17 protein-coding genes are annotated in these 19,899 nt (G+C 67.9%); 12 read left to right on the plus strand and 5 right to left on the minus strand.

Going from position 1 to position 19,899, the window contains the following annotated elements; genetic code table 11:
- Window positions 1–120 precede the first annotated feature (120 nt).
- Complete coding sequence (locus H7A72_RS00275) at window positions 121–324, plus strand: hypothetical protein (protein WP_185221233.1); 204 nt, start codon at window positions 121–123, stop codon at window positions 322–324.
- 208 nt (window positions 325–532) lie between these two features.
- Here the strand turns inward: H7A72_RS00275 and H7A72_RS00280 are convergent, their stop codons facing one another.
- Window positions 533–1,081, minus strand: coding sequence for an NYN domain-containing protein (locus H7A72_RS00280; protein ID WP_185221234.1), 549 nt, complete (start codon window positions 1,079–1,081; stop codon window positions 533–535).
- Between the two features lie 69 nt (window positions 1,082–1,150).
- On the opposite strand from H7A72_RS00280, the gene H7A72_RS00285 reads away from it, so the two are divergent.
- Window positions 1,151–1,288, plus strand: coding sequence for a hypothetical protein (locus H7A72_RS00285; protein WP_164513539.1), 138 nt, complete (start codon window positions 1,151–1,153; stop codon window positions 1,286–1,288).
- A 412-nt stretch (window positions 1,289–1,700) separates the two neighbouring features.
- On the opposite strand, the gene H7A72_RS00290 is transcribed toward H7A72_RS00285, so the two are convergent.
- Window positions 1,701–2,390, minus strand: coding sequence for a hypothetical protein (locus H7A72_RS00290; protein WP_185221235.1), 690 nt, complete (start codon window positions 2,388–2,390; stop codon window positions 1,701–1,703).
- Between the two features lie 617 nt (window positions 2,391–3,007).
- On the minus strand, window positions 3,008–4,981 hold the full coding sequence (locus H7A72_RS00295) for an AAA family ATPase (protein WP_185221236.1): 1,974 nt from the start codon (window positions 4,979–4,981) through the stop codon (window positions 3,008–3,010).
- A gap of 313 nt (window positions 4,982–5,294) precedes the next feature.
- Here H7A72_RS00295 and H7A72_RS00300 point away from each other — a divergent pair, with 313 nt between their 5' ends.
- From H7A72_RS00300 to H7A72_RS00310, 3 genes are read left to right on the plus strand one after another with little or no spacing between them, the layout of a single operon-like run.
- Window positions 5,295–7,103: an N-6 DNA methylase gene (locus H7A72_RS00300; protein WP_185221237.1), complete on the plus strand. Its 1,809-nt coding sequence runs from the start codon at window positions 5,295–5,297 to the stop codon at window positions 7,101–7,103.
- Window positions 7,103–7,963, plus strand: coding sequence for a site-specific DNA-methyltransferase (locus H7A72_RS00305; protein WP_185221238.1), 861 nt, complete (start codon window positions 7,103–7,105; stop codon window positions 7,961–7,963). Before H7A72_RS00300 ends, H7A72_RS00305 begins: the two co-directional genes overlap by 1 nt.
- Before the next feature lie 6 nt (window positions 7,964–7,969).
- The gene (locus H7A72_RS00310; protein WP_185221239.1) at window positions 7,970–8,470 is read left to right on the plus strand and encodes a hypothetical protein; all 501 of its coding nucleotides are present in this window, start codon (window positions 7,970–7,972) and stop codon (window positions 8,468–8,470) included.
- 94 nt (window positions 8,471–8,564) lie between these two features.
- Here H7A72_RS00310 and H7A72_RS00315 read toward each other — a convergent pair whose 3' ends face one another.
- Complete coding sequence (locus H7A72_RS00315; protein WP_185221240.1) at window positions 8,565–9,137, minus strand: TetR/AcrR family transcriptional regulator; 573 nt, start codon at window positions 9,135–9,137, stop codon at window positions 8,565–8,567.
- 114 nt (window positions 9,138–9,251) lie between these two features.
- Between H7A72_RS00315 and H7A72_RS00320 the strand changes: the two genes are divergently transcribed.
- The 4 genes from H7A72_RS00320 (at window position 9,252) to H7A72_RS00335 (ending at window position 14,814) form a co-directional block, all read left to right on the plus strand.
- On the plus strand, window positions 9,252–10,472 hold the full coding sequence (locus H7A72_RS00320; RefSeq protein WP_185221241.1) for an acetyl-CoA C-acetyltransferase: 1,221 nt from the start codon (window positions 9,252–9,254) through the stop codon (window positions 10,470–10,472).
- Window positions 10,473–10,507: 35 nt separating this feature from the next.
- Window positions 10,508–12,682 carry a 3-hydroxyacyl-CoA dehydrogenase NAD-binding domain-containing protein gene (locus H7A72_RS00325; protein ID WP_185221242.1) on the plus strand — a complete coding sequence of 725 codons (2,175 nt, stop codon included), beginning with the start codon at window positions 10,508–10,510 and terminating at the stop codon, window positions 12,680–12,682.
- Between the two features lies 1 nt (window position 12,683).
- Window positions 12,684–13,526, plus strand: coding sequence for a CoA transferase (locus H7A72_RS00330; RefSeq protein ID WP_185221243.1), 843 nt, complete (start codon window positions 12,684–12,686; stop codon window positions 13,524–13,526).
- A 124-nt stretch (window positions 13,527–13,650) separates the two neighbouring features.
- The gene (locus tag H7A72_RS00335; RefSeq protein ID WP_223277703.1) at window positions 13,651–14,814 is read left to right on the plus strand and encodes an acyl-CoA dehydrogenase family protein; all 1,164 of its coding nucleotides are present in this window, start codon (window positions 13,651–13,653) and stop codon (window positions 14,812–14,814) included.
- A 43-nt stretch (window positions 14,815–14,857) separates the two neighbouring features.
- On the opposite strand, the gene H7A72_RS00340 is transcribed toward H7A72_RS00335, so the two are convergent.
- A complete protein-coding gene (locus H7A72_RS00340; RefSeq protein ID WP_185221244.1) occupies window positions 14,858–15,199 on the minus strand; it encodes an MFS transporter in 342 nt (113 codons plus the stop codon).
- Between the two features lie 200 nt (window positions 15,200–15,399).
- On the opposite strand from H7A72_RS00340, the gene H7A72_RS00345 reads away from it, so the two are divergent.
- From H7A72_RS00345 to H7A72_RS00355, 3 genes are all read left to right on the plus strand, one after another.
- A complete protein-coding gene (locus H7A72_RS00345; protein WP_185221245.1) occupies window positions 15,400–16,605 on the plus strand; it encodes an endonuclease/exonuclease/phosphatase family protein in 1,206 nt (401 codons plus the stop codon).
- A 145-nt stretch (window positions 16,606–16,750) separates the two neighbouring features.
- On the plus strand, window positions 16,751–19,345 hold the full coding sequence (locus H7A72_RS00350) for a circularly permuted type 2 ATP-grasp protein (RefSeq protein ID WP_185221246.1): 2,595 nt from the start codon (window positions 16,751–16,753) through the stop codon (window positions 19,343–19,345).
- On the plus strand, window positions 19,342–19,839 hold the full coding sequence (locus H7A72_RS00355; protein ID WP_185221247.1) for a transglutaminase N-terminal domain-containing protein: 498 nt from the start codon (window positions 19,342–19,344) through the stop codon (window positions 19,837–19,839). The genes H7A72_RS00350 and H7A72_RS00355 overlap by 4 nt, the downstream gene beginning before the upstream one ends.
- The last annotated feature ends 60 nt before the right edge of the window (window positions 19,840–19,899 follow it).

Consider the following 19,899-nt stretch of genomic DNA (forward strand, 5'->3'; position numbering starts at 1 on the left):
CCCTTCGCCTCGTGCGCAAGGGCCACCCGACGACCCCGTGCTCACTAGGGTCGCACCATGAGTGCACCGGCGCCCGCCCCTCGACCCGCGTCCTCGGGGACCCGGTCTGCACTGGCGGCCGTGTTCATCAGTCTCGGCATCCTGCTCGGGTGCTGCGGACTGGGCGTCGTCGGCTACGGCGGGCTCGGCGCCATCATGGTCGACCAGGCGAGCGAGGACCCGTGGGTCGTGTGGTCGCTGGTCCTCGGGATCGCGGCCTGCGTGATCGCTCTCGCGGCGCTTGTCATCGGCATCGTCCTGCTCCTGCGGCGTCCCCGCGCCTGAAGAGCAGGCCTGGCGCGGTCGCGCTCTTCGTCCTCGCAGGTGGCGGGGACACCGATGGCTTCGAGGAGTTCGCCCGAGGGCCGGAGCTCGTGGGGGCCGTGCTCGTGGGTCTGTCGGCGCCGCTCCTCGTCGCCGGAGCGATTCTCTTCGCCCTGCGCGACCGCTGAGGCAGGGCGCAGCACCCGACGAAGGGAGCCCGCCCCCTTCGTCAGATGAACTCGAGCGGGTCGAACTCGTCGATCTCGATGACCCGAACGCGCGGCAGCCGGCTCTTGAAGGCCGACACGTCGTACTCGAGGTCGAAGAACTCCACGCCGTCGACCTGCCGCAGCCCGCCCGCCATGAACTCGCCGAAGCCGACGATGCCGAGCCGACGCCCTTCGTCCTGCGCCAGCGCCTCCATCTGCGGCGTGAAGTCGTTGTCGTGGCTGACGAGCATGACGTCGGCGTCGCGCTCGAGCAGCGCCTCGGCGGTGCGCTGGATCGCGATGTCGACGACCTTGCCCTCGCCCCGCAGCGGCACCGGCCGATAGCCCATGGCGAGCAGCGCCTGGACGAAGGAGGCCGGCAGCTCACCGGCGACCGCGAGGAAGAAGAGCCCCTTGACCGGCTGGTCCCACACCGCCTCGGTGTACTCCAGCAGCGTGTTCCACCGCGGGCGCTCCTGCGGCTCGGGCCGCCGCCCGAGGACGGAGACCCCGAGCGTGGCGTCGATGTTTTCCCCGTCGACGAGGAGGTAGGTGGTGCGATCGGCCATGCTCGGACCCTACTGTGAGAGGGGCCGGCACGTCGCCGGCTCCATGACGACGAAGGGGAGTGACCGCCCGTGTGCATGCCGGTCCGGTGCCAGCAGTGCGGCAAGACGACGTGGAGCGGCTGCGGTGAGCACGTGGCCCAGGTGCGGGCACAGGTGCCCGCCGACCAGTGGTGCCAGTGCCCGGAGAACGCCGACCCGAACGCCTGACGCGCATCGCTGGTCGAGGGTGTGAGGAGCCCCGAGACCACGGTGGTCGAGGTGTGAGGGCGCCCCGCGCCCGAGCCTCGAGACCTGGTGCGTTGCGCGGTCTCGAGGGCCTCGCTGGCGCTCGGCCACCTCGACCAACGGGGTGGCCGATCAGCGGAGGGTGACGCGGACCTCGGAGCGGTCGATGGTCTGAGCCCGCAACCCGGCTGAGGGGCGCGGATGCCAGAGCTACCGCCACAACTTTGGCTCGGACGACAGTCCCTGTCCAGACTTCCCGCCCGATCTTCATGTCGAGGGGTCGGACCTGCTCCCGAGACCAATGCGTGGCGCACCAGCGAGTGGTCCCCTCTGTTCGAAGTTTGAGTTTTCCGGAAGGTGTACGGAGCACTCACTCACCTCACCGGGAGCTTCCTCAGGAATCATCGCCAGATCCGAGGGTCCGGCCCGCCTGGCGGTGCAAGGATAGTGGCTGTTGGTCGGTGCTTCCTGGAAACACCCGGGCGACGATGGCGGCACCAACGTCTTCGGCGGACGTCACCCAAAGGGAGCGGCCCTCGTGATTCTTCGAGACGAAGTTGGGAGACGGTGGCGCAACCAGCCAACCTGACGCTTCGTTGGCGAATAATGCCGGCCGGTCGCGCATGTACCCAAGGAGCTGGGATAACCCGCTACTGAGATAGGCGCCGGAACTTGATGCTTTTAGCTCAAGCAGAACGGCACTCTTCGTTTCCCCTCCAATGACGGTCTCAACGACGATGTCTGGCCGCGTTCCACCGGAGGGGAGCTCGTAGTGTCGGATGGCGTCGTTGAGCTCGGACGGGCGGGTTGTGGGGGGCCATTTCTGATACCAGATACGGACCTGGCGTGTTGGGGTCAACTGATAGACAGCGAAGGGACGCGCCTTGGTGTCGTTGAAAAGTCTGATTGGACTTGTACGTACGCCGACATCGTTAAGTGCGGTGGTGATGCGAAGGAGGATGGCGATCTCGAAGAGTTTCCAATCCTGATTGGGCTCAAAGTAGCGGTGGCTCAGGGCGTCGACGACGTCGGTGGCAGATGGAGTGAAAATCATGCGGCGCAAATATCGCGCGGCCTCGGTCACGTGCAAACGGTAGAAACCCATTCTGTCTGCCTTGAGCTGGATGTAGACCTCCTCGCCGGGCCACGTGGTCGGGACGGACTCGACCCAAGCAGTTCGGCGGGCTCGGTGGACGGTCGCGGTCATTGTCCGGATTTCGTCCTCCCAGGTACCAAAGTGATCGTCCCGCGGACCTATCGCAGTCAGGCCTCGTTCAAAGATCGTCTTTAGTGTCCAAGCCAGTGCTCGGTTCTCGGGTATGTCGAATATGCGGTTCGCTGGTCGAGTCACCCAAGTGTCGCCGAGTGGACTGGAGGTGGCCCTGAGACGGGAGGTTGCCGCCCAATCGATTCCGGATGTGACCACTCTTCCAGCCACCCGGGGGCGGGTGGAAGAAGTCAGAGGGCGGCGAATCCCCGTGGGGAGCGCTGTAACCAAGTCGCGGACGTACGGGGACAGCATCATATGGACAGCCAGGACGCGCCGAAGATCCGATTCCGGAAGCTCTAGGAGCTCTACCGCGGCGTTGAGCGGCCCATCCCGCTCGATGCTTGCAGCAGTCAGAAATGCGGGTAGCAACCGCTGTACTTCCGACAGCATCGCGGCGCGTAGGCCGGGTTCTAGGCTGCTGTCGATTCGGCTCATGTCAACGCGACCTCACGCAGCGCCGCCTCCAACGCGGAGCGTGCGGGTTGCCCCTCGGGAGCCACGAGTTCATCGACGATTTCTAGTAGCCTCGCGCCCGATGTGAGTGGCTGCCCCTCGTACTGGGGCACCAGCAACAGACGGGCGGCGGTGAGGACGGCTTCCTCGTCACTCGAGAAGGTGGGTTCCCCGCTCGCCGTCTCTGTCAGCCCTTCGACGATGAGTTGGGCGAAGTCACGCCCGATAGCGGGTCCGATCGGTACCGGACCGCTCACCGCGGCCATGGCCAGTTCGACGAAGGCTGACACATCCTTGCGTCCCAGCGCTTCAAACCAGCGGATGAATAGCGCTCGGTAGTCGTGGTCTGCTGGAAGGGGTACATCGATGACTGCGAAGCGGCGGAGGAAGGCAAACGATAGACGGAATAGGCTGGCCTTGTCCGAGACATTTAGCGTTCCGATCAGTCGCCATGAAGGGGTTATCGCAAAGACTCCCTCCGCCGAGTTGCTAGTCGACGACCACTCGATGGTCACCGGCTTTCCGTCGCGCGTCGTATATGGAAGCACAGACGCCCGCCCAGCCAACCCCTCTCCGCCGGATAGGACCGTGAACAGGGGGCCGAAGGCCTTGTCGATGTCCGCGCGGTTCACCTCATCGATAATCAGCCAACCATTCGTCCGGAGCGACCGCATCACCACACCTGGCACAAATTTCAGGCCTCCGTCATCGGGAATGTACCCGCCGATCGTGTCAAAGGTTGTCCAGTCGGCGGTAGCCGTGGTCATGTCGAAATTTGTGCTCACAACTGCCCGGCACAGCGCCTCCGCAAGGGTTGTTTTGCCCGTACCCGGTGGTCCCCCCAAGAGTAGGTGTTTACCTGCCCGAAGTGAGGCCACGGCGGCTGCAATGACGGTCCGTTCAATTGCGAAACCATCGGGAAGTTCGGCAAGCACAGCCTCGACCGATAGCCCCTGCAGAGCTGCCGCCGCGTCCACGTCCGCTTCCTCGGGAGGTGCCTCTATTTCGGCGGCGGTGGGGGCATCCGCAGGAAGCGGTCGTTTTGCTAGATCGATGGCTTGCGTGACTGCTCGGCTGAGCGTGCGGAAGTTGTAGAACGCCGCGAAATCGTCGATTGCCTTTACGGGCTCATCTGCATTCAAGAGACCTAGGAGTTCGTCCGCGGCACTGATTGCTGGTGTGGCATTGAAAGGATCAGAAGGGCTCGCTTTGCGTTGAGCATCGAGCAGTAGCGTCTTTATGTCCTCTGGAGTGTGTGCGATCGGTTGTTGGGGCTGGGTCAGGTTGCCGCCACCGCCCGTTGCGGCGAGCCCTGGCATAGTTGCTCGTGTGACGAGAAATGCGAGGTCACCTTCGCGTGGGGCGCGGCCAGCGTCGGTGAGGAGTTGGGCAGCCAACCCAACATTCTGAGCTGCCACCAGACTCAAGTTTCGTAGGAGCGTGCTCTCATCTCGATCTGGTTCGGCCGCCGCTCGGACGTTGCCGACCAAGGAACGCGAAACCTCTTGGATTGGACGCGCCGGAGCTGAACCCTTGAACTGAGAAGCCACAGTCTCGTTCAGTGCCCGAAGTCGCAGGAAGTCGGCCCCCGGCAGTTCATTCGGCAGTGGCTGGATCTCGACAGATACCGCTACTAGAGACTCGGTGCCCGCAGTATGGTCCTCGGCGCTACCCGCTACGCGCAGCAGGTGCGGGACCTGGCCGGCGATCTCGTTGTAGGCGGTGAGCAACTCATCTAACGAGATGTGCAATAAGTCGTCTGCGAGGTCGCCGAGCGCCGCCAACTCGTCCTCGCCATGCGCTGGCGTCGACTCATACAGCGGAACGATGTGCTCTCCGGGCGACATGCGGCGGAGTGCATCGGCGACAGCGGTCCCGGGCCTGGCGGCCACCATGCCTGTTAGAACATGCGCGTAGATCCGCGCGTTGGCGAACATCGCGTAATCGGTCACCACGGCAACCTATCGCCCGCGCGGCTGTGGCACACGGAGCATGTCGGTCCTAGCATCTATCTTTGACGACGTGAGCCTCCAACGAACACCTCCGGACTGGGTCATGCCGTCCTCTCCAGGGCACAACCGCCCGCTCGTCCCGCGTGTGGAGCGGCTGGCGCGCGCCATCCGCGCCGCCGTTGTTGAGGTCCAACCCCGGGTACACCTTCCGTTCGAGGATCTGTACCGGCCGACCCGAGCCGGAGTCGGCTTCACACTGCCAGACGATGACTTGCCTCGTCGTTCTGCCTGGGCCCTCCTCGGGGAGTGGCTGGTGGCCGCGTCTGTACAGGCACCTTGCCTTGGAAACGGGCTGGCGGCGTCCCACGATTGGTTCTGGCGGGGCAGTGGAAAGGAGGTTGGAACGGCACCCGACATCGACGTCGACCTTGAGGTCGGGGACCCTGTGGAGCTCCGCGCTCTTCTGCCATACCTCCTCGACCCGATGCCGGCAGCTACACGGCGCGATGTTCTGACTGCGCAGAGCACCGCTCTGGAGCGCCGGTCGCGGAAAGCTTCGGGGGTCTACTACACGCCTGGGGATGTAGCCAATCTCATGGTTGAACGGCTCCTGTCTCATGAGTCGAGCGCTGGCGGGGGCCTTTGGCTCGATCCCGCTCACGGTAGTGGGGTCTTCTTGCGCGCCGCGTTTTGTGCCCTCGGGGGGCAATCCGGAATGGCCGATCGCCTGTATGGGGTGGACCTTGATCCGATCGCCGCCGAGACGGCCTCCTTCGTCCTGACGGCGGAAGACCTTGTTCGAAACCCCGACGCCGGCCCTCCATGGAGGCGATGGCACCGCTTCCGACGGAACCTTGTCACGGGCGATGCTCTACTCATCGACACTGCCAGTGCCCCAGCCCAACCGATGTTGGACCTTCACCCGAGCGTCCGGGTAACCGACGGGCACCCGCTCGGGCGATTCGAGCCTTGGCGCCTGTCGGAGGTCTTTCCCGAGACGGGAGGTGAAGGCTTTGCCCGAGTAGTCGCAAACCCTCCCTACGCACCACTTCAGGGAGACACCGCCAAGTCCCATGTGCCTAACCTGCACGCCGCCACAGGACGTGCCTCTGCTGACATCTCGCCAGTCTTCGTTGAACTGGCTGCCAATATTCTGTCCGGGGATGGAGCGATGGCAGTCGTGCTACCACTCTCCGTGGTGTCGTCGACTCGGGCGCCGTTCCCGGAGCTTCGTCAAAGGCTGGCTGCTGACCGTGGCGCGCTCGAATTCTTGTCTTTTGACCGCGTGCCGGACGCACTCTTCGGGGATGACATCAAGACGCGAAACGCCATCGTGTACATGGACCGGAGTGCCCCGAGCGATCTGAGGACCAGTCCCCTTTATCGATGGACCAGTCTGACGCGGGAAGCGGCACTCCCCGGCATCCCCGTGGTGTCGATTGCTGGTTTAGACGGAGTTCCGGGTGCCATTCCAAAGATTGGTTTCGAATGGGAAAGGGATCTCTTGGCGGCCTGTGAAGCCAACGGCAGATTCATGGACAAATGGCACGTGCATCGACGGCAAGTCCCCCTCGAGCGCGCCTCCCGTTGCGGTACACATGAGCAGTCAGCTGCTATCGCCTTGGCACCAACGGCCTACAATTTTCTAAGCCTCATGCGTGAACCACTCCGGGCAGTAACGGATGGGCACAACTCTCAGAACGGGTTCTCCATAATTCAGTTCAGCAGCGAGCGAGACGCATCGGCAGCGTACGCTCTTCTGAGTAGTCGCTTAGCCTTCTGGCTTTGGCATGTCATTGGTGACGGCTTTCATGTCACCAACGCCCTTCTTCGCCGTTTGCCGACTCCCCGTGGAGACGAAGGGCGGACTGACCGGCTCGCTGACCTGGGTGACCGGCTCTGGAAGGCAGCGCTGGAGAACCCCGTAGTTAGCAGCAACCGTGGTCGAACTACGGTGTCCTATCCGACATGGCCTTATGCGGAGTTGCTGGACCAGATCGACGTCGAGATGGGGGCGTATCTCGGTGTATCATACGGCTCTCGACTGGCCGCGTGGCATGAACAGCTCGTTGTGGTTGACCCAGACTCCGAGCGACGTAATTTGATCCGGAGGAAAAGATAGTGAGCCTGAATGTTTCGCGAGAGCAGCGCGATGCCAGCGCAATTACGAAAGAGGAGTGGCGCGAGTACACCAAGACCGTGTGGAGCATCGCCAATACTTCTGATGCGGAACACCCGGCCGTCTTTCCTCCGGAGATTCCGCGCCGCCTGATTAAGATGTTCAGTTTCGTCGACGAGACGGTGCTCGATCCGTTCGGTGGTACTGGAACGACCGGCCGGGTCGCCGCTGAACTCGAGCGACGCGGCGTGTGTGTCGATCAGAGCAACGTCTACGTCGATCGCATGTTGCGGGAGAAGGCGCTTCTGAATGGCGCGAGTCACCTGTTCGACCCTACCCTGGGAGACGCCCGCGAACTCGACCTACCTGACGCGTCTGTGGGGTTGGCCATCACCAGCCCTCCATATTGGAACAAGGCCGATTATGGGGACGGTGGAGCGAATCTGGGCAACATTGATGGGTATTTGGAGTTCGTCGAATCTCTTCGGCCCGCCTTTGCTGAGGTCTTTCGCGTCCTAGCGCCTGGGCGGAAGTTCTGTGTGAACACCGCCAATGTGAATCAGCACACTGATCATGGCTTGCTCACTTTCCCCCTAGCGACCGATCTCGTGATCCTTTTGCGTGAACTGGGCTTCGTCCTTGTTAACGAGATCATCTGGAACAAGGACGGCACGGGCGGAAAGTGGGGGTCCGCCAATGGCCAACGTCCTATCTTCGGCAGCTATCCGTACCCCCCCAACCTATTGTTCAAAAACGTGCACGAGTACATCATCATCGCGGCGAAGCCCCCGGCAAAGAAGTCCACCGGAAAGACGGCGCTTCCTTACGACGAGATCATGCGGACGCCCGAGCGGGAGTGGTGAGGCATCGTGAACCAGCGAGTTCCCGACCTTCTTACAGGTACCGAGGTGGCTTTGATCGGACAGGTCGGAAAGGCGGGTGATGGCCTGCCGCGCTGGCAGCAGGTGCATTTTAATCAAGAGGTTTCGCGGCAATTCTTTAACCTCGAGCCGGGTGATGATAGATCAATCACCTTGGAGAAGATCTCGCCCACTGGTCGAGTCGCCGAGCGAGTCAGTAAGAAATTGGTGTTCTCTGAGAGCAACAAAAATCCGAAGATCGAGTTTCACTTCGGGTCGCGGTATATGCCTTATCCGGCTGATCCATTGCGCCCCCTTCTGGTCGTGGTTGAGTCGGCCTATCTGACCTACCGGTACCGGACGCTCATGCCCGACGATTCGGGCCACGGCGCTGTCGAGCAATTGCTCTTCGCCGGACCAAGTTTGGGGCGTGGGCTCCACCGACGCATTGTCACGCTTGACGAGGTCGAAGCGGCATGGCCCCAGGCTGCTTTACGCGGCGGAGTTTAGGGCTTAGGGGCTCTTGTAAATGCATTGAGGGATGCGATCTGGTCCACACGGAACTCCAGGCGTAGTGCTGAGGCGGCTCATAACTGAGGCGCGATCAGCGGAGGGTGACGCGGACCTCGGGGGGTGGGCCCTCGGCGCCGGATAGGGCCCAGAGGCGGCCGAGGGCCGGCTGGAGCAGCCAGGTGCCGAGCTGGCGGACGAGCACCCGGACCGCCTGCTCGGTGACGGGGGTGCGGCTGGCGCCGATGCCGTGGTCGCGCAGGGTCTGGGTCTGCACGATCTGCTCGTCGAGGAGCTTGCGCACCAGCCGCCCGTCACCCGCACCGGGCGTGACGACGACGCGTCGCAGGTAGTCCACGGCGTGCGGGTTGGCGCGGAACATCGCGTTGACCGCGGCATCGCGCCCCGCGACGACCTCGTCGACCGGTCCGTCGAGCGGCACCGAGCCGAGGGCGTCGTGGAAGAGCCCGACGACCGCGTCCTCGACCGCCTCCTGCAGCCCGTCCTTGCTCCCGAAGTAGTGGCCGACGAGACCGGGGGCGACCCGGGCGGAGCGGGCGACCTCGCGCAGGCTCGTCGCGGCGACGCCCCGCTCGGCGAAGAGCGCCAGTGCCGCGTCCCGGATCCGCGTGCTGGTGTCGCCGGCGGCGCCTTCTCGTGAACCCACGGGGACCTCCCTTCGGTGTGACGGTGAACAAGTCGACCCACCATTGCACATGTGTTCAACGGCTGCGTAGGGTGCGAGGCGAACCCCAGCAGTGACCCGCGAAGGAGCCGGCCCATGCCCGAGCAGCCCCAGGCGATCATCTACGACGCCGTCCGCACGCCCCGAGGGAAGGGCAAGTCCTCCGGCTCCCTCCACGAGGTCAAGCCGATCGACCTGACCGTCGGCCTCCTCGAGGCGATCCGGGAGCGCAACCCCGGCCTCGACGCCGCCCAGGTCGACGACCTCGTCATGGGCATCGTCTCGCCGGTCGGCGACCAGGGCGCGGTGCTGCCGCGCATCGCCGCCCTCAAGGCCGGCTACCCCGAGCCGGTGGCGGGCGTGCAGCTCAACCGCTTCTGCGGCTCCGGCCTCGAGGCGGTCAACCAGGTCGCGGCGCGGGTGCGCTCCGGCTTCGAGGACCTGCTCATCGCCGGTGGCGTCGAGTCGATGTCGCGCGTGCCGATGGGCAGCGACGGCGGAGCGTGGGCGATGGACCCGCGCACCGCGCTCGAGACCGACTTCGTGCCGCAGGGCATCAGCGCCGACCTCATCGCGACGATCGAGGGCTACGACCGCGCCGAGGTCGACCGCTTCGCCGCCCAGTCCCACGCCCGCGCGGCGGCCGCCTGGGAGGGCGGCTACTTCGACAAGAGCGTCGTCCCGGTCAAGGACGCCAGCGGCATCACGATCCTCGACCGCGACGAGACGATCCGCCCCGGGACGACCGCCGAGTCGCTCGGTGGGCTGCGCCCCTCCTTCGCCGCGATGGGCGAGCAGGGCGGCTTCGACTTCGTCGCGACCGAGAAGTACCCGCACGTCGACGCGATCAACCACGTCCACCACGCTGGCAACAGCTCGGGCATCGTCGACGGCGCCGCGCTGCTGCTCGTCGGCAACGAGCGCGTCGGCCAGGAGATGGGCCTGACCCCCCGCGCCCGCATCGTCTCCACCGCGGTCATCGGCTCCGAGCCGACGATCATGCTCACCGGCCCCGCCCCGTCGTGCCGCAAGGCCCTCGACCGGGTCGGCATGAAGGCCAGCGACATCGACCTCGTCGAGATCAACGAGGCCTTCGCCGCCGTCGCCCTCAAGCTCATGCGCGACATGGGCTGGAGCGAGGAGCAGACCAACGTCAACGGCGGCGCGATCGCCATGGGCCACCCACTCGGCGCCACCGGCGCGATGATCCTCGGCACCCTCGTCGACGAGCTGGAGCGCCGCGACCTCGAGCGCGGCATCGCCACCCTCTGCATCGGCGGCGGCATGGGTGTCGCCACGATCGTCGAGCGCGTCTGACCCCCCTTCGTCACGGACAGGAAGCACGAGAAGCCATGAGCGAGAACATGATCCGCTACGAGCGCGACGACGAGGGCATCGTCACGCTGACGATGGACGACCCCGGTGCGGGCGCCAACACGATGAACGACACCTACATCGCGGCGATGGGTGAGACCGTCGACCGCCTCGAGGCCGAGCGCGACGACATCACCGGTGTCGTGCTGACCTCCGCCAAGAAGACCTTCTTCGCCGGCGGCAACCTCACCGACCTGCAGTCGGTGACCGAGGAGACCGCCGGTGAGTTCTTCGCCGGCATCGAGGGCATCAAGTCGCAGCTGCGTCGCCTCGAGCAGCTCGGCAAGCCCGTCGTCGCCGCGATCAACGGCGCGGCGCTCGGCGGGGGCCTCGAGCTCGCGCTCGCCACCCACCACCGCATCGCCGTCGACGACCCCAAGGTCAAGCTCGGCCTGCCCGAGGTCACCCTCGGTCTGCTGCCGGGTGGCGGCGGCGTCACCCGCCTCGTGCGGATGCTCGGCATCCAGGAGGCGCTCATGGGCTGGTTGCTGCAGGGCCAGCAGTACGCCCCGGCCAAGGCCCACGCGAAGGGGGTCATCGACCAGCTCGTCGCCACCCGCGAGGAGCTCGTCCCGGCCGCGAAGCAGTGGATCCGCGAGCACGCCGACGACGAGACCGCGGCCGTCAAGCCGTGGGACGTCAAGGGCCACAAGATCCCCGGCGGCACCCCGTCGGTCCCGAAGTTCGCTGCGAACCTGCCCGCCTTCCCCGCCAACCTGCGCAAGACCCTCAAGGGCGCCCCGACGAAGTCGCCGCGGGCGATCCTCGCCGCGGCCGTCGAGGGCTCGCAGGTCGACTTCGACACCGCGAGCCGGATCGAGTCGCGCTACATCACCGAGCTCGCGGCCGGCCCGGAGTCGACCGCGATGATCCAGGCCTTCTTCTTCGACCTGCAGGCGATCAACAGCGGCAAGCTGCGCCCCGAGGGCGTCGAGCGCCGCCAGGTCGGCAAGGTCGGGGTCCTCGGCGCCGGGATGATGGGCGCCGGCATCGCCTACTCCGCCGCCATGTCGGGCATCGAGGTCGTCCTCAAGGACGTCTCGATCGAGGGCGCGCAGAAGGGCAAGAGCTACTCCGAGAAGCTGCTCGCCAAGCGTGTCGAGCGCGGCAAGATGGACCAGGCCAAGGCCGACGCCGTGCTCGCCCGCATCACGCCGACCGCGGACGTCAACGACCTCGCCGGTGTCGACGCGGTCATCGAGGCGGTCTTCGAGGACTACGACCTCAAGAAGCAGGTCTTCTCTGAAGTCGAAACAGTCGTCGGGCCGGACACGCTTCTGTGCTCCAACACCTCGACCCTGCCGATCACCTCGCTGCAGGAGTTCTCCAGCCGGCCGGCCGACTTCATCGGCCTGCACTTCTTCTCGCCGGTCGACAAGATGCAGCTCGTCGAGATCATCCGCGGCGAGCAGACCTCCGACGAGGCGACCGCCCGCGCGATCGACATCGTCCAGCAGATCCGCAAGATCCCGGTCGTCGTCGGTGACGGGCGCGGCTTCTACACCAGCCGGGTCTTCGGCACGCTGATCCTCGAGGGCGCCGTGGCGGTTGCCGAGGGCATCGACCCGATGGTCGTCGAGCGGGCCGCGACGACGGCGGGCTTCCCCGCGCCGCCGCTGGCGATGCTCGACGAGGTCTCGCTGACCCTCACCCAGCACATCCGCGCGGAGGCCGACAAGGCCGCGGCCGCGGAGGGCAAGACCCTGCCCAAGGGCCCGGGCGAGGAGCTCATCGACACGATGGTCGCGGAGGGTCGCAAGGGCCGCGCCGCCGGCGCCGGCATGTACGACTACCCGGCCGACGGGCCCAAGGTCCTGTGGCCCGGGCTGCGCGAGCGCTTCGCGAAGGGGACGCAGGTCCCCCTTCGTGACCTGCAGGACCGCTACCTCTTCATCATGGCGCTGGAGACCGCGGGCTGCTTCGAGGACGGCGTGCTCACCGACACCGAGTCGGCCAACATCGGTGGCATCTTCGGCATCGGCTTCCCGCCGCACACTGGTGGGCCGGCGACCTTCATGACGAACTACGAGGGCGGCCTGGCCGGCTTCGTCGCGCGCGCCGACGAGCTCGCCGACACCTACGGCGAGCGCTTCCGTCCGTCGGAGTGGCTGCGCGGCCGCGTCGCTGCCGGCACCCTCGTCGACAAGGCCTGACATGACCGGGCCCCTGACCGGCGTCCGCGTCGTCTCGATCGCCATCAACCTCCCCGGGCCGGCCGCCGTCGCGCGGCTGGCCGGGCAGGGGGCGAGCGTCGTGACGGTCCTGCCCCCGAGCGGTGACCCGGTGGAGCAGTTCGCCAAGGACTACTACGACGAGCTGCACGTCGGTCAGGAGGTGCGCCGGGTCGACCTGAAGTCCGACGCCGGTCGGGTCGAGGTCGACGAGCTCCTCGCTGCCGCAGACGTCTTCGTCACCAGCTCGCGGCCGTCGGCGCTGCGGAGGCTCGGGCTCGACTGGGAGTCCGTGCACGCGCGGCACCCGCAGGTCTGCCAGGTCGACATCGTCGGCCACCCGGGCGACGAGGCGGAGACCCCCGGTCACGACCTCACCTACCAGGCCGTGACCGGACTGCTCGGCGAAGGGGGCATGCCCGCCACCCTCGTCGTCGACCTCGCCGGGTCGGAGCGGGCGGCGGCGGAGGCTGCGGCCGCGCTCGTGGCCCGGTCCCGCACGGGTGAAGGGGTACGCCGCGAGGTGGCCCTGTCGGACGTGTCGCAGGCGATCGCCGGGCCGCTCCTGCACGGGCTCACCGCACCCGGTGCCCTGCTCGGCGGAGGCCTGCCGGTCTACGCCGTCTACGACACCGCCGACCGGCCGGTCGCGCTCGCGGCGCTCGAGCCGCACTTCACCGCCCGCCTGCTCGAGGTTCTCGGGATCGCGCCCGAGGAGCTCTCGCGCGAGCGGCTGGCGGAGGTCTTCGCCACCCGCACGGCCGACGAGTGGGCCACCTGGGCGGCGGAGCACGACGTGCCGCTCGCCCCCCTTCGCTCCAGCTGACCGACCCCGACCAACGTTGGTCGAGGTGCAAAGGCCGCCCGCGGCCGAGCCTCGAGACAGAGCCTGGCTTCGAGGCTCGTCGCAGAGCTCCTTGCACCTCAGCCAGCGTGAGAGAGAGGCAACGATGCCCGAGATCCTCATGCCCCAGCCCTATGTCTCCCCGTGGATGCAGGACGAGGTGGCCGACGTGCTCACCCTCGCCCGCACCTTCTTCGAGCGGGAGGTGACGCCGCACGCGGAGCGCTTCGCCGAGCAGCACCAGGTCGACAAGGAGACCTGGCTGGCCGCGGGCGCCGCGGGCCTGCTGTGCATCTCGATCCCCGAGGAGTACGGCGGCGGGGGCGGCACCTTCGCCCACGAGGCGGCCGTGATGTGGGAGCAGGGGCGGGCCGGCGACGACGCGCTCGGCTACTCCGTGCACTCCTCGATCGTCGCCCACTACCTGCTCGCCTACGGGTCCGAGGAGCAGAAGCAGAAGTGGCTGCCGCGCATGGCCTCCGGCGAGCTCATCGGTGCCATCGCGATGACCGAGCCGGGCACTGGGTCGGACCTGCAGAACATCACGACGACCGCCAAGCGCGAGGGCGACCACTACGTCATCAACGGGTCGAAGACCTTCATCACCAACTCCTCGCACGCCGGTCTCGTCGTGGTCGTCGCGCGCACCGGCGGCGAAGGGGCACAAGGGATCTCGCTCATCGTGGCCGAGGTCGACGGTCTCGAAGGATTCGAGCGCGGTCGGGTGCTGCAGAAGGTCGGCCAGCACGGTCAGGACACCCGTGAGCTGGCCTTCACCGACATGCGGGTGCCCGTGGCCAACCTGCTCGGTGAGGAGGAGGGGCAGGGCTTCTACCAGCTGATGATGCAGCTGCCGCAGGAGCGGCTGGCGATCGCCGTCGGCGCGGTGGCCTCCGCCGAGCTCGCCGTGGACCTCGCGGTGGCGTACACCAAGGAGCGCACCGCCTTCGGCAAGCCGATCAGCGCCTTCCAGAACACGCGATTCACCCTCGCCGAGGTCTCCACCGACGTCATGGCGGCGCGGACCTTCCTCGACCACTGCGTCGCCCTGCACGTCGACGGCAAGCTCGACGCCGCCACCGCCTCGCGGGCGAAGTACTGGACGACGGACGTCCAGTGCGAGGTCATCGACCGCTGCCTGCAGCTCTTCGGTGGCTACGGCTACATGCTCGAGTACCCCATCGCGCGGCTCTACGCCGGCGCGCGCGTGCAGAAGATCTATGGCGGGACCAACGAGATCATGAAGGAGCTGATCTCGCGCACCCTGTGAGGTCGCGGCGCCGCTGCTGGCGGGTCGAGGTATCCGGGTCCGCCTATTCGGTCGTGGGCACCTCGGCTCGGCCGGCAGGAGCGGCCTCAGCGAGCGAAGGGCGGCGACGTTCGGCGCGCAGGGCCGGCAGCAGGCACCAGACGCCACCGAGGCCGAAGGCCCCGGAGACGGCCATGGCCACGGGTGTCGAGGTCGCGTCGGCGAGGAGGCCCGCGAGCGGCATGGTGACGGCGGTGGACCCGAAGGCGCACATCGACGCCAGCGAGAGCACGGTCGCGCGGTTGGTCGAAGTCGCCTCGCGGTGCAGCAGCGCGCTGTAGGCAGGGCCCTGCATGCCGTGGCCGGTGTAGGCGAGCAGGTGCGCGACGTGTGGGCGGCCTCGCACCTCGACCAACGTGTGGGCGGCCTCGCACCGCCCACACGGAGCGTGGGACCCAGACCAGCGTGGTGTCACGGGGTCTCGAGGGCCTCGCTGGCGCTCGGCCACCTCGACCAGCGTGGGAGTGGGTCTCGACCACCGTGGGGGAGGGGAGTGTTCGTGCGCTCGTCAGGCGGAGTTCTCCCTTCGCCCCTAGCGTCGGGCGCATGACGCCACGCATCCGCCGGACCGCCGCGCTCGCGGGGGCCGCTGCCCTCGCCCTGACCCTGGCCGCGCCGGCCGCCGCCCGCCCCGGACCCGAGGAGGTGCGCTTCGCGACGTTCAACGCCTCGCTCAACCGGGCCACCGAGGGCCAGCTCGAGCAGGACCTGTCGACCGGGGACAACGAGCAGGCGCGCAATGTCGCCGAGACGATCCAGCGGGCCAACCCCGACGTCGTGCTGGTCAACGAGTTCGACTACTCCCGCAAGGCCGCTCGCCTCTTCCGCGACAACTACCTGGCCGTCGGCCAGCGCGGCGCCGACCCCGTGGACTACCCGTACCACTACATCGCGCCGAGCAACACGGGCGTGCCGAGCGGCCACGACCTCAACAACGACGGGACCGTCGGTGGCGGCGACGACGCCTACGGCTTCGGGCTCTTCCCCGGGCAGTACGGGATGGTCGTCTACAGCAAGTACCCGATCGACACGCGCAAGGTGCGCACCTTCCAGCAGCTGACGTGGCAGTCGATGCCCGGCAACCGCATGCCCACCGACTACTACTCGCCTGCCGAGCAGCGCGACCTGCGGCTGAGCAGCAAGAGCCACTGGGACCTGCCGATCCGCATCGGTCGCCAGACCGTCCACCTCCTCGCCAGCCACCCGACGCCGCCCACCTTCGACGGGCCCGAGGACCGCAACGGCCGGCGCAATGCCGACGAGATCCGTCTGTGGGCCGACTACGTGAGCGGTGGCCATGACGCGCGCTGGATCCGCGACGACGAAGGGAGGCGAGGTGGCCTCCCGCGGGGGGCCAGCTTCGTCATCGCCGGCGACCAGAACGCCGACCCCGACGACGGCGACAGCACCGACAACGCGATCCACCAGCTCCTGGACCACCCGAGGGTCAACACCTCGAAGGCCCCGACGAGCCGCGGCGCCGTCGAGGCGAGTGAGCAGCAGGGTGGGATCAACGACGAGCACGTCGGCGACCCGGCGCAGGACACCGCCGACTTCGCCGAGCCGCCGGGCAACATCCGCGCCGACTACGTCCTGCCGAGCAGCGACTTGCCGATCCGGGACGCGCGGGTCTTCTGGCCCACGAGCGACAGCCCGCTGTACCGGCTCACCGGCACCTATCCCTTCCCGACGAGCGACCACCGCCTGGTGTGGGTCGACACGACCGTGGGGCGGGGGCACGGCCGGGGCTGACCCCCCTTCGCGCCAACTCAGCAAGACAAACTGCCCCTCCGCAAGGGTTTGAAACTCTTGCGAAGGGGCAGTTTCTCGGGTGACCCGAGAATCGTGGGGCGGATGAGGTTCGGGCCCGCCCACCCAACCGCGTTAGTGTCGCCACATGTCCGCAGCGGCCAGCGCAGAGACCTCCTCCGGCCTGATCGACGACTACCGCGAGGTCGTCACGAGCAGCGAGGGCGTCGACGAGCTCGTGACGCTCGAGGGGGTCCGTGAGGCCTCCGAGCCGCTCGCCGACCAGCTCGGCGGGGCCGGCCTGACAGGGCTGCTCTCGGCCCGTGCTGCGGCCCGGCGCTTCGTCGCCGACGACGGCATCACCTACGGCGCGAGCATCACCCCCGACGAGGACGCGGCCGCCGAGGGCCGGCAGATCCCGACCGAACCGCGCGAGTGGGAGCTCGACCCGCTACCGCTGACCTTCGGCGCCGGCGAGTGGAGCACCCTCGAGCAGGGCGTGCGCCAGCGGGCCGCACTGCTCGACGCCGTGCTCACCGACCTCACCGGCGAGCAGCGACTGGTGCGCGACGGCATCGTCCCCGGGGCGGCGGTCTATGGCCACGACGGCTGGCTGCCGCAGGCCGACGGGATCCAGCTGCCCGGCCCTCGCCAGCTCGTCATGCCCGCGATGGACCTCGCCCGGGACCGCAACGGCACCTGGCGCGTCTTCGCCGACCGCACCCAGGCCCCGAGCGGCGCCGGCTACGCGATGGCCAACCGTCGGATCATCGCGCGCGTCCTGCCCGACCTGCACCGCCAGGTCGACCTCGCCCGGCTGCGCGGTTTCTTCTTCCAGGTGCAGAAGGCGCTCGTCGCCGCCGCCCCGCAAACCGACGACGTCCCGCGCGTCGTCATCCTCACCCCGGGTGCCCTGAGCGCCGCGGCGTTCGACGAGGCGCTGCAGTCGACCGTGCTCGGTGTGCCCGTCGTCGAGTCCGAGGACCTCGTCAGCCGCGACGGGCGGATCTGGATGCGCACGACCTCCGGGCTGACCCCGGTCGACGTCATCATGCGCCGCGTCGAGGGCGATGCCATTGACCAGCTCGACCTGCGCGGCGACTCGCGCCTCGGCCTGCCCGGCCTCGTCGAGGCCGCCCGGCTGGGCAATGTCTCGGTCGTCAACCCGATCTCCTCGGGCGTCCTCGAGAACCCTGCGCTCATCCCCTATCTGCCGCAGATCTGCCGCCAGGTCCTCGGCGAGGACCTGCTCCTCGCCTCCACGCAGACCTGGTGGGCCGGCGACCCGACCCACCTGAGCCACATCGTCACCCAGCTGGGCAGCCTCGTCGTCAAGCCGGCCTCCCGCAGCGGCGCGACCAACTCGATCTTCGGCTGGCAGCTGAGCGCCCAGGAGCGCGACGACCTCGCGATGCGCATCCAGGCGGAGCCGTGGCGCTGGACCGCGCAGGACCCCCTGACGATGTCGACCGCCCCGGTCGTCACCGCCGGCGGCCTCGAGCCGCGCCATGTCGTGCTGCGCACCTTCGCCGTCGCCGACGAGGAGGACTACGCCGTCATGCCCGGCGGCCTCGGCCGCGTCTCGGTGCGGGCCGACTCCGGCGAGATCTCGAGCCTCACCGGCGCGATGAGCAAGGACGTGTGGGTCCGCGTCGACAGCGAGACCCCGCGGACAGAGGGCGAGGTCCTCCCCGTCTCCAGCCTGCTCGAGGGCACGAGCGCGGCCGGCTATGCCGCACCGGCCCCCCGTGTCGCCGCCGACCTCTACTGGATGGGCCGCTACGCCGAGCGCGCCGAAGCGGCCGCCCGCCTGCTGCGAGTCGCCGACAACCTCGTCGACGACCACGCCGCCCGCCCCGGCACGACCGGCCACGCCGCGATGCTCGCGATCCTCGGGGCGGTCACCGAGGTCATGGCCGTGCGCCCGGGGTTCATCGGCGAGGAGGCGCAGGAGCGCCGGGCGGACCCGCTGCCGCACCTGCGCGAGCTGACGCTCGACCCGCGGATCGTCGGGTCGGTCGCCTACGCCACCCACCGCGCCGTCATCGCCGCCCAGGCCGTGCGCGAGAGCCTGTCGCTCGACACCTGGCTGGTCATGTCGCGCCTCGAGCGGACCCTGCAGCACGCCGTCCCCCAGGACGACCTGCAGGAGCTGCTCATGGAGACGATCGAAGGCCTGCTCGCGCTCGCGGGCATCGGCGTCGAGTCCCTCATCCGCGACCCGGCCTGGGCCTTCGCCGACGCCGGCAAGCGCGTCGAGCGGGCCCAGCAGACGATCCGGCTGCTCGCCTCGGTCATCGCCGTCGAGCGCACCCCCGTCGTCGAGGGCACGACGACCGAGGCAGCCCTCCTCGCCGCCGAGTCGGTCATCACCTATCGCCGTCGGCTCACCGCGGGCCTCGGCGGGATGTCGGCGCTGCAGGCCGCCCTCGACCTGCTCCTGCGGGACCGGACCAACCCGCGCTCGGTCGCCTTCCAGGTCGACCGGCTCGTCGAGGGGCTCGAGCTCATCGACGACGAGGCCGCGCTGCCGCAGGCGCGGGCCATCGCCGACCAGATCGCCGGGCTCGACCTCGACGCGCTCTTCGCCGACAACCGCACGCCCCTCGTGCGCACCCTGACCCGGCTCGGCACCGACCTGCGCGAAACGCACCGGTCCATCGACCGGGCCTACTTCCAGCGCAAGACCCCGGGCCGCAACGTCCAGTGGGTCCAGTGGAACGGTGGGGAGGAGTCCTGGTGAGCACCGACGAGCAGCCTGCCGACGAGCAGCCCCCCGCCGACGAGTCCACGCCTGACGTCGTCAAGCCGAAGGGGGAGTCCTCCGTCCCCGAGCGGCCGCCGGCTCCCGAGCCGGTCGCCACCGGCGACCCCACGGTCCCCGTGATCAAGCCGGAGCACCACACCCTTCGTCAGTACGAGGTGCGCCACCGCACGACCTACACCTACGAGGAGTACGTCACCGACTCCTTCGGCCGGGCGCTGCTGCGCCCCAGGGAGACCGGGCAGCAGCGGGTTCTCGAGCACCGGGTGGAGATCTCGCCGGAGCCGCACATCCTCACCGAACACGTCGACCACTTCGGCAACCACTCGAGCTTCTACGAGGTGCGCACGCCGCACACGGTCCTCGACGTCAACAAGGTCAGCCTCATGGAGATCGAGTGGCCGGCCCCCGACATGGAGCGGCTGGGCCAGTGGACCGTCGCCGAGGCCGCCGAGCTGCTCGCGGCGGGGTGAGGGCATCGACCGCGCCGAAGCCGCCCAGTACCTCCTGCCGTCCGCGCTCGTCGAGATCGC

Origin of the sequence: Janibacter sp. YB324 (genome assembly GCF_014217915.1) — a bacterium.
GTDB classification, from domain to species: Bacteria; Actinomycetota; Actinomycetes; order Actinomycetales; family Dermatophilaceae; genus Janibacter; species Janibacter indicus.

What these genes read in the sequence shown, in the direction of transcription:
- H7A72_RS00280 (WP_185221234.1), bottom strand. Translation starts at nt 1,081, where the DNA reads ATGGCCGATCGCACCACCTACCTCCTCGTCGACGGGGAAAACATCGAC.
- H7A72_RS00320 (WP_185221241.1), top strand. Translation starts at nt 9,252, where the DNA reads ATGCCCGAGCAGCCCCAGGCGATCATCTACGACGCCGTCCGCACGCCC.
- H7A72_RS00325 (WP_185221242.1), top strand. Translation starts at nt 10,508, where the DNA reads ATGAGCGAGAACATGATCCGCTACGAGCGCGACGACGAGGGCATCGTC.
- H7A72_RS00330 (WP_185221243.1), top strand. Translation starts at nt 12,684, where the DNA reads ATGACCGGGCCCCTGACCGGCGTCCGCGTCGTCTCGATCGCCATCAAC.
- H7A72_RS00335 (WP_223277703.1), top strand. Translation starts at nt 13,651, where the DNA reads ATGCCCGAGATCCTCATGCCCCAGCCCTATGTCTCCCCGTGGATGCAG.
- H7A72_RS00345 (WP_185221245.1), top strand. Translation starts at nt 15,400, where the DNA reads ATGACGCCACGCATCCGCCGGACCGCCGCGCTCGCGGGGGCCGCTGCC.
- H7A72_RS00350 (WP_185221246.1), top strand. Translation starts at nt 16,751, where the DNA reads ATGTCCGCAGCGGCCAGCGCAGAGACCTCCTCCGGCCTGATCGACGAC.